This is a genomic window from Anaeromyxobacter diazotrophicus (genome assembly GCF_013340205.1).
GTDB lineage: Bacteria > Myxococcota > Myxococcia > Myxococcales > Anaeromyxobacteraceae > Anaeromyxobacter_A > Anaeromyxobacter_A diazotrophicus.
Genome location: NZ_BJTG01000001.1, coordinates 129126 through 141495, shown reverse-complemented (window position 1 = coordinate 141495; position 12370 = coordinate 129126). Strand labels below are relative to the sequence as shown.

The 12370-nt window shown below is 73.9% G+C and carries 10 protein-coding genes; 7 read left to right on the top strand and 3 right to left on the bottom strand.

Features of this window, described 5'->3' with window-relative positions; translation table 11 throughout:
* Positions 1-19: 19 nt before the first annotated feature.
* The 3 genes from HWY08_RS00615 to HWY08_RS00605 all read left to right on the top strand — a co-directional run bounded on the left by HWY08_RS00615 (position 20) and on the right by HWY08_RS00605 (position 4705).
* Complete coding sequence (locus tag HWY08_RS00615; protein WP_176062186.1) at positions 20-1513, top strand: response regulator; 1494 nt, start codon at positions 20-22, stop codon at positions 1511-1513.
* A gap of 142 nt (positions 1514-1655) precedes the next feature.
* Positions 1656-3215: an ATP-binding protein gene (locus tag HWY08_RS00610; RefSeq protein WP_176062185.1), complete on the top strand. Its 1560-nt coding sequence runs from the start codon at positions 1656-1658 to the stop codon at positions 3213-3215.
* Between the two features lie 11 nt (positions 3216-3226).
* Entirely contained in the window at positions 3227-4705 is a 1479-nt protein-coding gene (locus HWY08_RS00605) for a sigma-54-dependent transcriptional regulator (RefSeq protein WP_176062184.1), read from the top strand.
* A 438-nt stretch (positions 4706-5143) separates the two neighbouring features.
* On the opposite strand, the gene HWY08_RS00600 is transcribed toward HWY08_RS00605, so the two are convergent.
* Positions 5144-5770, bottom strand: a complete 627-nt coding sequence (locus tag HWY08_RS00600; protein ID WP_176062183.1) for a YqiA/YcfP family alpha/beta fold hydrolase — start codon at positions 5768-5770, stop codon at positions 5144-5146.
* A gap of 195 nt (positions 5771-5965) precedes the next feature.
* Here HWY08_RS00600 and HWY08_RS00595 point away from each other — a divergent pair, with 195 nt between their 5' ends.
* Positions 5966-6850, top strand: a complete 885-nt coding sequence (locus HWY08_RS00595) for a hypothetical protein (protein ID WP_176062182.1) — start codon at positions 5966-5968, stop codon at positions 6848-6850.
* Positions 6851-6900: 50 nt separating this feature from the next.
* Here HWY08_RS00595 and HWY08_RS00590 read toward each other — a convergent pair whose 3' ends face one another.
* Positions 6901-7284 (bottom strand): SET domain-containing protein, encoded by a 384-nt coding sequence (locus HWY08_RS00590; protein WP_176062181.1) that lies wholly within the window; start codon positions 7282-7284, stop codon positions 6901-6903.
* Positions 7285-7380: 96 nt separating this feature from the next.
* Positions 7381-8694, bottom strand: coding sequence for a replication-associated recombination protein A (locus HWY08_RS00585; protein WP_176062180.1), 1314 nt, complete (start codon positions 8692-8694; stop codon positions 7381-7383).
* A gap of 27 nt (positions 8695-8721) precedes the next feature.
* Here HWY08_RS00585 and HWY08_RS00580 point away from each other — a divergent pair, with 27 nt between their 5' ends.
* From HWY08_RS00580 to HWY08_RS00570, 3 genes are all read left to right on the top strand, one after another.
* Complete coding sequence (locus HWY08_RS00580; protein WP_235969383.1) at positions 8722-9570, top strand: NAD(+)/NADH kinase; 849 nt, start codon at positions 8722-8724, stop codon at positions 9568-9570.
* A 65-nt stretch (positions 9571-9635) separates the two neighbouring features.
* Positions 9636-11444, top strand: coding sequence for a DNA repair protein RecN (gene recN / locus HWY08_RS00575; RefSeq protein ID WP_176062179.1), 1809 nt, complete (start codon positions 9636-9638; stop codon positions 11442-11444).
* Between the two features lie 73 nt (positions 11445-11517).
* Positions 11518-12273 (top strand): Stp1/IreP family PP2C-type Ser/Thr phosphatase, encoded by a 756-nt coding sequence (locus HWY08_RS00570; protein ID WP_176062178.1) that lies wholly within the window; start codon positions 11518-11520, stop codon positions 12271-12273.
* Positions 12274-12370: the final 97 nt, after the last annotated feature.

Here is a 12370-nt window from a genome sequence, read left to right as displayed (position 1 = left end):
GCTCGGTTCCTTTGCCGCGATGTCGAGTGTCTCGGTCCTGATCGTCGACGACGAAGAGAGCGTCCGCTCCGCGCTGCGTCGAACCCTGCGCAAGACCGGCTACGAGCTGCTCTTCGCGTCCGGGGGCGCGGCGGCGCTGGGGGTCCTCGAGGAGCGCGCGGTGGACGTGCTGCTCTCGGATCACTTCATGCCGGGGATGACCGGGCTCGAGCTGATGCGCGCCGTGAAGCGCACCCACCCCCACACCGCCCGCGTGATGCTCACCGGGAACGCCGATCTCCCCACCGCCATGGCCGCCATCCGCGACGGCGACATCGACCGTTTCCTGACGAAGCCCTGGGACGACGCGGAGCTGCGCCAGGCGGTCCAGCTGCAGGCGGAGAAGGCGCGCGCCCAGGCCGAGGCGCGGGGCGCGCCGGCGCGCGCACCCTCCGTCCCCCCGGCGATGGCTCCGGCCCCCGCCCTCACGCCCGCTCCCGCCCCCGCTCCCACGGCGGCCGAGGGTGCCAGCGCGCGTCCCGAACTGGTACATTCGCAGCAGGTGGCAGCGGCCCGCGTCCTCATCGTCGAAGACTCCCGCACCCAGGCCGAGTGGCTGGCGGAGGTCCTCGCGCGCGAGGGGTACGAGGTCCAGGTGGCGCCGGACGGGCGTGAGGCCATCCGCCGGGTCAGGACGGAGCCCCCGGATCTGGTGCTGCTCGACATGATCCTGCCCGACATGGACGGCCTCGAGGTGCTGCGCATCGTGAAGGCGCGCGCCGACGAGCAGTTCATCCCGGTCATCCTGCTCTCGGTGAAGGGCGACCTCGACTCGCGGGTGGCGGGCCTGCGCATCGGCGCCGACGACTTCCTGGCCAAGCCCTTCGCCGACGCCGAGATCCAGGCGCGCGCGGCGGCCATGCTGCGCATCAAGTCGCTGCAGGATCAGCTCCGCTCGGCGAAGTCGGAGCTGGAGAAGCTCTCGGTCACCGACGGCCTGACCGGCCTCTACAACCACCGCCACTTCCAGGACCGGCTGCGCGAGGAGTTCCGCCGCTGCCAGCGCTACAGCGACCCCGTCTCGCTGCTCATGCTCGACCTCGACCACTTCAAGGACGTGAACGACCGCTACGGTCACCCCTTCGGCGACCGGGTGCTGCGGGAGACGGCGGAGCTGCTCAGGTCGAGCGTCCGCGAGCCGGACATCTGCGCGCGCTACGGCGGCGAGGAGTTCGCCATCATCCTCCCGAAGACCCACCTCCAGGGCGCGCTCACGGTGGCGGAGCGGGTGTTCAAGTCGCTGCGCCAGAAGACCTACCCGCTGGACGGGGTCGGCTCCGAGCCGGAGCGGGCGTCGGTCATCCGGATCACCGCCTCCGCCGGGCTGGCCTTCTACCCGTCGAAGGACGTCACCACCCCGGAGGCGCTCGTGAAGTTCGCCGACGAGGCCCTCTACCGCGCGAAGCGCGAAGGCCGCGACACCATCTGCCTCTACCAGGCGCAGTCGTACCGCTACGACGCCGGGGTGCGTTGACCCATGTAGGCGGGCAGGGGTGCGCCAGGACCCCCAGAGTCGTGTTACACCCATACTGGGTCGCCGGGTAAGTGTCCGGAAACAGGTGGAGCGGGAATAACCCAGACTCGGACCGTCCCATGCAACCCCTCGGGGCCGGTCCATGGAGGCTCAGATCCATCCCATCGCCGGCCCCGGCGAGGTCGCCCACGGCGGCGCCTCGATCCTCGTCGTCGACGACGACGAGCACGTCCGCCGCGCGCTGAAGCGCGTGCTGAAGCGCGCCAGCTGCGTCGTGCACGAGGCGCCCGACGCCGAGCACGCGCTCGCCCTCCTGGCCGTCGAGCCGGTGCACGTGGTGGTCTCCGACTACCGCATGCCAGGCATGTCCGGGGTCGAGTTCCTGCGCGTCGTGAAGGAGCGCTGGCCCCGGGTGCAGCGGGTCCTCCTCACCGGCCAGGCGGACACCGCCGCCATCGAGGAGGCGGTCAACCACTCCGAGATCTTCCGCTTCATCTGGAAGCCGTGGGACGACGGGCACCTCCTGCTCACCGTCCAGAGCGCCATCGACCAGTACTGGCTGCTGGTCGAGAACGTCCGGCTGTCCGACCTCCTCACCGAGCGCAACGCCGAGCTCGAGCTCTCGAACCGCGCCCTCGAGGCGAAGGTCGAGCAGCGCTCGCAGGCGCTGACCCGCGCCGCGCACGAGTGGCGCGCGTGCTTCGACGCGATCGAGGACCCGCTCGCCATCATCAAGGGCGACGGCGAGGTGGTGCGCGGCAACGCCGCCTTCGCCCGCGAGGCGGGCGCCGCGCTGCACGGGGTCCCCGGCCTGCGCTCCGACGGCGGCGGCTTCGGGAAGCTCCCCTGCCCGCGGGGCGGCCACGAGGAGGACGAGGCGGCGTCGCCGCTCGAGCGCCGGGCCTTCGAGGCGCAGGCGGGCGATCGCACCTGGCTCGTGCGGACCTTCCCCTTCCCCGAGGGAGGGGTGGTGGCGGTGTGGAAGGACGTCACCGAGGAGCGCGAGGTCACCTGGCGGCTCCTGCAGGCGGAGAAGATGGCCGCCGTCGGGCAGCTCGCCGGCGGCGTCGCCCACGAGATCAACAACCCGCTCGGCGGCATCCTCGCCTTCGCCCAGCTCATGGCGCAGGACGATCGCTCGGCGCAGGACCAGGAGTCGCTCCGGCTCATCCAGGACGCGGCGCTCCGGGCGAAGCGCATCGTCGAGTCGCTCCTGCGCTTCTCCCGCCGGCCGCGGCAGGACGAGCGCGGCGAGGTGGACCTGGCGAAGCTCGCCGAGGACGCGCTCTTCCTCACCCAGCCGCAGATGAAGGGGCGGCAGGTCGAGGTCGTCCGTCACCTGGCGCCGGCCCGCGCCTTCGCCAACGGCAACCAGATCCAGCAGATCGCGGTGAACCTGCTCGTGAACGCGCTGCAGGCGGTCGGGCAGAAGGGCAAGGTCACCGTCACCACCGGCGTCGGCCCGAGCGGGCGCGCGCGGCTCACCGTCGCCGACGACGGGCCGGGCGTGCCGCTGCAGATCGCCGGGCGGATCTTCGAGCCGTTCTTCACCACCAAACCGGAGGGCCAGGGCACCGGGCTCGGGCTCTCCATCTGCTACCGCATCGCCGAGGAGCACGGGGGCAGCATCCACTACGAGCCGGTGCCGGAGGGCGGGGCTTCGTTCGTGGTCGAGATCCCGCCGGCGCCGTCGAAGTCATGAGGGAGGGCATCATGGACAACAACATCGAGAAGGCGGTCCGCGTCCTGGTCGTCGACGACGAGCCGGTGCTGCTCAAGGCGCTCGAGGCGCTGCTCACGAAGAAGGGGCACCAGGTCACGGCGCTCGACTCGCCCATCACCGCCACCCAGCGGCTGGCGGCCGAGGACTTCGACGTCGCGCTGCTCGACGTCAAGATGCCCGACCTGTCCGGCCTGGAGCTCCTCACCGCGGTGAAGCACCGCCGGCCGGAGGTCGAGGTCATCATGATGACCGGCCACGCCACCGTCGAGACGGCGCTGGCCGCCGTCAAGGCGGGGGCCTACGACTACCTCACCAAGCCCTTCGACGACGTGGAGCTGGTGGCGCGGGCCGTGGCCAAGGCGGCCGAGCGCAAGGCGCTCTTCGACCGCAACCGCGCGCTGGAGACGGCGCTGCGCGAGAAGGAGGGAGCGCCCCCCGCCGACGGCCTGGTGGGCAACTCCGGCGCCATGCGCGACGTGACGCGCATGATCGACGCGGTGGCCTACAGCGCCGCCACCGTGCTGGTGCAGGGCGAGAGCGGCACCGGCAAGGAGCTCGTGGCGCGCGCCCTCCACGCCAAGAGCCCGCGGCGCAGCCAGCCGTTCGTCGCGCTCAACTGCGGCGCGCTCACCGAGACCCTGCTCGAGTCGGAGCTGTTCGGGCACGTCAAGGGCGCCTTCACCGGCGCGCAGCGCGACCAGAAGGGCCTGTTCGACGCGGCCGACGGCGGCACCATCTTCCTCGACGAGATCGGCGACATCCCGCCCGCCACCCAGGTCCGGCTGCTGCGCGTGCTGCAGGAGGGCGAGGTGAAGCGCGTCGGCTCGGCCGAGTCGATCAAGGTGGACGTGCGGGTGATCGCCGCCACCCACCGCGACCTGCCGAAGCTGGTGAAGGCCGGCAAGTTCCGCGAGGACCTCTTCTACCGGCTCAACGTCATCGCCATCCCGCTGCCGCCGCTGCGCGAGCGCATCGAGGACGTGCCGCTCCTCGCCCACCACTTCCTGCGCCGGTACACCGACCGGCTGGCGAAGAAGGTGAAGACGCTCTCGCCGGAGGCCATCGAGCTGCTCTGCGGCTACCGCTGGCCGGGCAACGTCCGCGAGCTCGAGAACGCCATCGAGCGGGCGGTGGTCCTCTGCCGCGGCGAGTCCATCACCCCGGTCGACCTCCCGCCCGCCATCAGCGGCCGCACCGCCCCGCTCATCCGCGAGGCCCCGGCCCCGGGCGACGACGCCGGCTGGCTCTCCATGAGCTACGCCGCCGCCAAGGAGCAGTCGCTCCGGCGCTTCGAGAAGACCTACGTCGAGGCGCTCATGCGCGCCTGCGACAACAACATCTCCGCCGCGGCCCGCAAGGCCGGGATGGACCGCTCGAACTTCAAGCGCGTGCTGCGGAAGTACCGCACCGACGTCGAGGGCGACGCCGGCGACGACGCGCCCGAGGCTCCTCCGCGCGCCAGCGCGTAGGCCGACCCGAACCCGAACCCGGTGGCCGCGCCCGTCCCCCACGGTGGGAGGGGCGCCGCCTCGGCGCAGGGAAACGCTGGCGGCGGTTCCGAGCGGGCGGCGGGGTGGCCCTCCTGCGTCGCTCCGGACGACCTTCCGGCTGGGTACGGCGGCCGGCTCAGAAACGCGGGGAGGCCGGGCAACGCATCGTGCCGCGCCGCCACGGCGCACGAGGTCCGCGCGCCGGCGCGGCACCGGCGTTGCTGGCGGCAGTACGGCGGGCGGGAGTCTCACGCAGGTCGGCCTCCGCTCCTTCGGAGGGCCACCCCGCCGCCCTCTGGCCGGCGGTGCCGTCCGCAGGTCGAGGTCGCGGTCGCGGTCGAGGTCGAGGTCGCGGTCGAAGGTCGAGGTCGCAGTCGCGGTCGCCGCGGGGCCGCGCAACCCCGCCCGCCTCCGCCACTACACCCCCAGGAACGCCCGCGCCTCCTCGAAGATCCGGTCGACCGACGCGACCAGCTCGTGCCCGTCGTCGAGGGGCACGAGCCGCGCGCCCGGCGTCATCGCGGCGAACCGCTCGACGTCGGCCAGCGGCACGAGCTCGTCCCGCCGGCCGGCGAGGCACAGCGCCGGCACCTTCACCTCGGGGTAGGCGGGCAGCTTCGCCGCGTCCTCCAGGAACGCCCAGCCCAGCCGGCGCTTCGTCCCGGTGGCGTGGTGATCGACGAGGAGCCCCTCCGCCCGCCAGCGGCGCTCGTCCTCGGGCGAGAGGTGCGCCCGCCAGCGCTCGTGGAGCCGGAAGGCCGGGGCGAGCAGCACCACCCGCTCGATCGACGGGTCGCGCGAGGCCAGGACGGCCGCGAGCCAGCCGCCCAGCGAGCTACCCATGAGGACGGTGGGGCGATGCCGCGCCACCAGCCGCTCCGCCTCGGCCAGCATGGTGAGCGGGGTGGAGCGCTCGAAGCCGTCCTCGCCTGGCGTGAGGTCGGCGCGGTGGAGCGGGACGCCGAGGGCGGCGAAGCGCGCCTCGAGCGCGCGGCCCTTGGTGGAGCCGGGCCCGGAGGCGAAGCCGTGCAGGTAGAGGATCACGGGGCGGAGGATAGCGCCCGGGGGCGGCGCGCGCCCCCGGTCGGCGGCGCCGGTGCGGGGAGGTGGGGGCGAGACGCACTCCGCCCGCGGCTGGCGCCGCTTGGTTCACTTGCGGTCACGAACAGGTCTTGTACCCTGCGCGGCAGTGACCCCGGCCTGACCGGGGCAGGCTCTCACTCACACGGAGGGAATCTCATGACGAAGCGGATGGCGGTGGCGCTGGCCTCGTGCCTGGCGCTCGCGGCGTGCGGCGGCGGCAGCAGCGGGAACGCGGCGGCCGGCAAGACGTTCAGCTACGGCACGGCGTCGACGGCGACCAGCCTGCAGACGAGCGCGGTCGACACGCAGCTCTCGAGCGCCCTGGCGGTGAAGTCCGCCCCCGGCGCCGACGGCGTGCAGTCCCTGGGCGACTTCGCCGGGGTGACGGACGCGCTGCTCGGCAGCAGTACGGGCGTGACGCTCGCCTCGGCCGACCCGGCCCAGCAGCAGCTCGTCGCGGCCGGCCGGCGCGCGGCGCTCAGCAAGGCGCTGACCGCGGTGCCGTCCTCGAGCACCTCGAGCACCTCCTTCGACAACGAGGCGACCTGCGTGGTCGCGACCGCCGCCAAGGTCACGCTGAGCGGCTGCACCCTCACCATCGTGGACCCGTCCGCCTCCGGCAAGGTCGTGGTGGACGGCTGGGCGGCGTACGATCCGGCGGCCGCCAAGCTGGCCTGGGATCTCTCGCTGGCGAGCACGCTCGCGCTCACCAGCTTCACGCCGCCGGGGTCCGCCACGGTCAAGTTCCACGAGTCTGGCGCCCTGGCGGTGACCGACACCACCTTCAAGGGCGAGTTCCTGGCCGACATGGGCATGACCTTCTCGGCGCAGGGCCAGTCCGCGTCGGTCGGGGTGGCCGAGGCGCTCGTCATCGACGTCACCTACGCCGGGACCCCCGCCTGCGTGACGGGCGGGACGCTCGAGGCGAAGCGCGTCTGGACGGCGCTGCCCCAGGGCGCGAGCGGCCCCCAGTACGCGGACGCCGCCGCCAAGATCACCTGGACCGGCTGCGGCTCGGCGCTCGTGGCGCTCTCGCACTAGCCGTCGCAGCGTGAAGGGGCCGGGTCCGCCAGCGGCGGGCCCGGCCCTTGCTATTTCCCGTACGGGACGTGCTCCGCGTCGAAGCGGGCGTAGTCGCTCGTCAGCTCCTCGCCCTCGGCGATGTCGCGCGCCGCCACCGTGGCGCCGCCGTCGGCGTCGGGGAAGTCGTGGCAGTTGGGCGCGTCGGAGTGGTTGAAGAAGCGCGCGTCGTCGCCGCAGAGCACGTAGCTCTTCCGCACGAGGTCGAGGTAGGTGTACTTGCGGACCTGCTCGCGGGCGGGCGGCGCGAGCGCCTCGATCTGCGCCGCGGAGAGCTCCAGGTCGAGGCTGGGCTCGAGGCGCCACACCACCGTGCCCGCGGGGATGCGCTGCGCCGCGAAGAGCCCGATCCCGTGGATGCCGCTCTCCGCGAGGTACGTCTTCACCAGGAGCATGAACCTCTCCGGCGCCGCGACGGCGGCGCTTGGTCGAAAGCGGCCGAGAGATTAGTCCATCCGGCGCCTGTCGCAACTCGTTCGCGGCGCGCGGCGCTACTCTCGCGAGCGGCCTCGCAGCGCCGCCAGGCGCCGGGCCAGCTCCTCCTCCAGGCCGTTCCCCGACAGCTCGACGATCCGCTCCCCGCGCAGCGGGTCGGGCAGGTACTGCTCGGGCACGTAGTGCCCGTCGAAGTTGTGCGGGTAGCGGTAGCCCCCGCCGTAGCCGAGCCCCTGCATGAGCTTCGTGGGCGCGTTGCGCAGCTTGAGCGGCACCCCCAGCGGCCCCTTCTCGGTCACCAGCCGCCGCGCCGCCGCGTAGGCGGTGAGCGCGGCGTTCGACTTGGGCGCCAGCGCCAGGTAGACCGCCGCCTGGGTCATGGGCAGGACGCCCTCCGGCAGCCCGACCAGCTCCACCGCCTGGAGCGCGTCCACCGCCACCCCGAGCGCGCGCGGGTCGGCGTTGCCGACGTCCTCGCTGGCGAAGATCACCATCCGGCGCAGCACGAAGCGCGGGTCCTCGCCCGCCTCCAGCATCCGCACCAGGTAGTAGACCGCCGCGTCGGCGTCGCTGCCGCGCAGCGACTTGATGAAGGCGGAGACGACGTCGTAGTGCTGCTCCCCCGCCTTGTCGTAGAGCAGCGCCTTGTGCTGCAGCGCCTCCTCCGCGTCCGGGGGCAGGATCTCCTTGCGGCCGGCCAGCCGCGCCGCCGCCGCGGCGACCTCGAGCGCGTTGAGCGCCCGGCGCGCGTCGCCGTAGGCGTAGCGGGCGAACAGCTCGCGGGCGCCGGCCGAGAGCGCCACGTCGCCGCCGAGCCCCCGGGGCGAGGCCACCGCCCGGTCGAGCAGCGCGCCCACCTCCTCCTCGGTCAGCGCGCGCAGCGTCACCACCCGGCAGCGGGAGAGGAGGGCGGCGTTGATCTCGAACGACGGGTTCTCGGTGGTGGCGCCGATGAGCGTGACCACCCCCTCCTCGACGTGCGGCAGGAAGGCGTCCTGCTGCGCCTTGGAGAAGCGGTGGATCTCGTCGACGAACAGGAGCGTGCGCTGCCGCTGCATGCGCCGGCGGTCGCGCGCGGCCTGCACGATCTCCCGGATCTCCTTCACCCCGCCCATGAGCGCGCTGAAGGGGACGAACACCGCGCCGGTGCGCTCGGCCATGATGCGGGCGAGGGTGGTCTTGCCGGTGCCGGGCGGCCCCCACAGCACGAGCGACGGCACCTGGTCGGCCTCGATGGCGCGCCGGAGCGCGCGCCCCGGCCCGAGCACGTGCTCCTGCCCGACGAAGTCCTCGAGCCGCCGCGGGCGGAGGCGCTCCGCCAGGGGCCGCCCGGAGTCGTCCTGCTCCGCTGCGTGGTCGAACAGGTCCATGTCGCGCCAGCTTATATAATGCGCCGGATGCCGCCCACGACCTGCCCCGTCCCCCGCTCCGTAGGGATCGTCCACAAGCAGAGCTCGCGCGCCGCGGCCGCCTGCGCGGCGGAGGCGGCGGCCGCGATCGCGGCGCGGGGGCTCACGGTGCTCGTCGACGAGCAGGAGGCGGCGCGGCGGGCCGACCTCGTGCTCGTGCTGGGCGGCGACGGCACGCTCATCCACGCGGCGCGCATCCTGGCCGGCCGGCCGGCGCCCATCCTCGGCGTCAACATGGGGAGCCTCGGCTTCCTCACCGAGGTGCCGCAGGCGGAGCTCTACCAGGCGCTCGACCACGTCCTGTCCGGGCAGGCGGTGCTCTCGGAGCGGATGAAGCTGCGGGTGCACGTGCACCGGCAAGCCCCTGGCGGCGGCGAGCTCAAGCTCCTGGACACCGAGGTGCTGAACGACGCGGTCATGGCGAAGGGGACGCTCTCGCGCATGGCGGAGTTCGAGGTCACCTGCTCGGACGACCTCGTCACCACCTACAAGGCGGACGGCATCATCGTCGCCACCCCCACCGGCTCGACCGCCTATTCACTGGCGGCGAATGGCCCCATCCTCTTCCCCACCATGCGCGGCGTCATCCTCACCCCCATCTGCCCGCACATGCTGACGCAGCGCCCGATCGTCCTGCCCGACGACCGCACCCTCAACATCCGGCTCGCGCCGGAGAGCGAGGTCTACCTCACCCTCGACGGCCAGACCGGCCTGCAGCTGCAGCCCGGCGACCGCGTGCAGATCAAGCAGTCGCAGAACCGCGTGCTGCTCGTGCAGAGCCCGCGGATCGACTACTTCGGCATCCTGCGGACGAAGCTCCGGTGGGGGGAGCGGTAGGCACCTGAACGGGAGATACGCCTGAAAATTTGATCAGTGTCGGAGGTGCGCCTCATACTCCGCGCATGCTCACGACCCTGCGCATCTCCGGGCTCGCCGTGGTCGACCAGGTCGAGGTGGCCTTCGGGCCGGGCCTCAACGTCCTCACCGGCGAGACCGGCGCCGGCAAGTCCATCCTGCTGCAGGCGCTCCACCTGGTGCTGGGCGGCCGCATGAGCGCGGAGGCGCTGCGGGAGGGCGCCGACGAGGCGGTGGTGGAGGCGCTGTTCGAGCTGCCCGCCCGCCACCCGGCGCTGGCGCGGCTCGAGGCGGCCGGGCTGCCGGTGCCCGCCGCCGGCGGCGAGGTGCTCGTGCGCCGGGTGGCGACGCGGAGCGGGCGGGGGCGCGCCTTCGTGAACGGGGCGCTCTGCACCGTCGGCATGCTGGAGGGGGCGCTGCGCGGCCTCGTCGACCTCACCGGGCAGCACGAGCACGTGGCGCTGCTCGACGAGGCGAGCCACCTCTCCCTCCTCGACGCGTTCGCGGGCGTGGACGGGGAGGGCGGCCTCCTCGCCAGCTACCGCGCCGCGTTCCAGGTCCTCCAGACCTCGCTGCGGCGGAAGGCGGAGCTGCTCGCCGCCCGCGAGGAGCGGGCGCGCCGGGCCGACTGGCTCGCGTACCAGCTGCGCGAGATCGACGCGGCGGCGCCCCGGCCGGGCGAGGACGCCGAGCTCGACCGGGAGCGGCAGGTCCTGGCGGCCGCCGAGCGGCTGCGCGCCGCCGCGCGCGAGGCCGAGGCGGCGGTCTACGCGGAGGAGGGGAGCGCCGCCGAGCGGGTGGGGCGGGCGGCGCGGTCGCTCGCCGAGGCGGTCCAGCTCGACCCGCGGCTCGAGCCCGCGCTGGCGCTCCTGCGCTCGGCGGGGGCCGAGCTCGACGAGGCGGGCCGGCTCCTCGCCCGCTACGCCGAGGCGGTGACGGGCGACCCGGAGCGGCTGGCGGAGGTGGTGGAGCGGCTGGAGCTCTTGCGGGCGCTGGCGCGCAAGCACGGCGGCTCGGTGGCGGAGGCGCTGGCGCGCGCCGCGGCCATGCGGGCCGAGCTGGCCCAGGCGGAGGGCGCCGCGGGGGAGCTCGAGCGGCTCGAGCGCGCCGCGGAGGAGGCGGGCCGGGCCGCCCGCGCCCTCGCCGCCGCCCTGTCGGAGGCGCGGCGGGAGGCGGCCGCGGCGCTCGGGCGCGAGGTCCGCCAGGAGCTCGCCGCGCTCGCCATGGCGCGCTGCCGCGTCAGCGTGGAGTTCCTCGCGCCCGAGGGCGCCGTCGACGCGGCCGGCGCCGCGCTCGGCCGGGAAGGCGCGGAGCGGGCGCGCATCCTCATCGCGCCGAACCCGGGCGAGCCGCCGCGGCCGCTGGCGCGCGTGGCCTCGGGCGGGGAGCTGTCGCGGCTCCTGCTCGCCCTGAAGCGCGCGCTCGCCCGCACCGATCCGGTGGACACCTACGTCTTCGACGAGGTCGACGCCGGCATCGGCGGCGCGGTGGCGGACGCGGTCGGCCGGCTGCTCTCCGAGGTGTCGCGGGAGCGGCAGGTGGTGTGCGTCACGCACCTGCCGCAGGTCGCGGCCTTCGCCGACCTGCACCTCCGGGTCGAAAAGCGCGTGCAGGCGGGGCGGACCGCCACCGGGGTGGTGCCGCTCGCAGCGCCCGACGCTCGCCGCGCCGAGCTGGCGCGGATGCTGGCCGGCGCCACGCTCACCCCCTCGGCGGTCGAGCACGCGGGGGCGCTGCTCGCCGCGGCGCGCGCCGCGGCCGCCGCCTCCGGCGAGGCCCCCGTGACGGGGCGTCGTGGGCGGCCGGTGCGCAGCGCCGCCCGGCGTGCGGGAAAGGTGCGCCTTAGCGCCCAGTAAATGGCCGTGGAGGGCGCGCGCGCGTTGACCGCCCGCACCCCGCGTTGGTACGATCCCCGCCAGTCCGACCCCCATGACGATCGCCGCCCGCGGCCAGACCGACGTCGGTCGCAAGCGCGACCACAACGAGGACTCGTTCCTCGTCGACGAGGGGCTCGGCCTCTTCATCGTGGCGGACGGCATGGGCGGCCACGCCGGCGGCGGCACCGCCTCGCGCCTCGCCGTCGAGACCATCCAGTCGCGGGTGCGCGTCGCGCGGGAGGCCGAGCCGGAGCTCTTCACCAGCCCCGCCCCGCTCGAGGAGAGCTCGCTCCGCGAGGTGCTGCGCGACGCCGTCGAGAGCGCGTGCCAGAACATCTACCAGGCGGCGCAGGGCGACCCGGCGCTGGCGGGGATGGGCACCACCGTCACCGCCGCCGTGCTCGCCGGCCGGAACACCTACATCGCCCACGTCGGGGACAGCCGCTGCTACCTCGTGCGGCGCGGGCGCATCTACCAGGTGTCCGAGGATCACTCGCTCGTGAACGAGCAGCTCAAGGCTGGCGCCATCACGCCCGACGAGGCGCGCCACAGCCGGTTCAAGAACATCATCACCCGCTCGGTCGGGTTCGAGGCCGACGTGGCGGTGGACATGGTGGGCCTCGAGGTGGACCCGGGCGACCGACTCGTCATCTGCTGCGACGGGCTGTCGAACCTCGTCGACGACCAGGAGATCCTGGAGGTAGCGGGGGGCACCTCGCTGGAGGCCGCGCCGGGGAAGCTGATCGACCTCGCCAACGAGCGCGGCGGCGACGACAACATCACCGTGATCGTCGTTCACATCGGGTGACGTGTGCGCCGTGGTGGGCGCGGCTCGGCCGGGCTCGCACCCTGAATGGTTGACTCCTCCAGAGGGGCAGTGTTACCGGTCATGGGTTGCCTGTAAC

Bases quoted from the DNA above. Each gene is read 5' to 3' on its own strand.
- HWY08_RS00615 (WP_176062186.1), top strand. From the start codon at position 20: ATGTCGAGTGTCTCGGTCCTGATCGTCGACGACGAAGAGAGCGTCCGC.
- HWY08_RS00610 (WP_176062185.1), top strand. From the start codon at position 1,656: ATGGAGGCTCAGATCCATCCCATCGCCGGCCCCGGCGAGGTCGCCCAC.
- HWY08_RS00605 (WP_176062184.1), top strand. From the start codon at position 3,227: ATGGACAACAACATCGAGAAGGCGGTCCGCGTCCTGGTCGTCGACGAC.
- HWY08_RS00595 (WP_176062182.1), top strand. From the start codon at position 5,966: ATGACGAAGCGGATGGCGGTGGCGCTGGCCTCGTGCCTGGCGCTCGCG.
- HWY08_RS00590 (WP_176062181.1), bottom strand. From the start codon at position 7,284: ATGCTCCTGGTGAAGACGTACCTCGCGGAGAGCGGCATCCACGGGATC.
- HWY08_RS00585 (WP_176062180.1), bottom strand. From the start codon at position 8,694: ATGGACCTGTTCGACCACGCAGCGGAGCAGGACGACTCCGGGCGGCCC.
- HWY08_RS00580 (WP_235969383.1), top strand. From the start codon at position 8,722: ATGCCGCCCACGACCTGCCCCGTCCCCCGCTCCGTAGGGATCGTCCAC.
- recN (WP_176062179.1), top strand. From the start codon at position 9,636: ATGCTCACGACCCTGCGCATCTCCGGGCTCGCCGTGGTCGACCAGGTC.
- HWY08_RS00570 (WP_176062178.1), top strand. From the start codon at position 11,518: ATGACGATCGCCGCCCGCGGCCAGACCGACGTCGGTCGCAAGCGCGAC.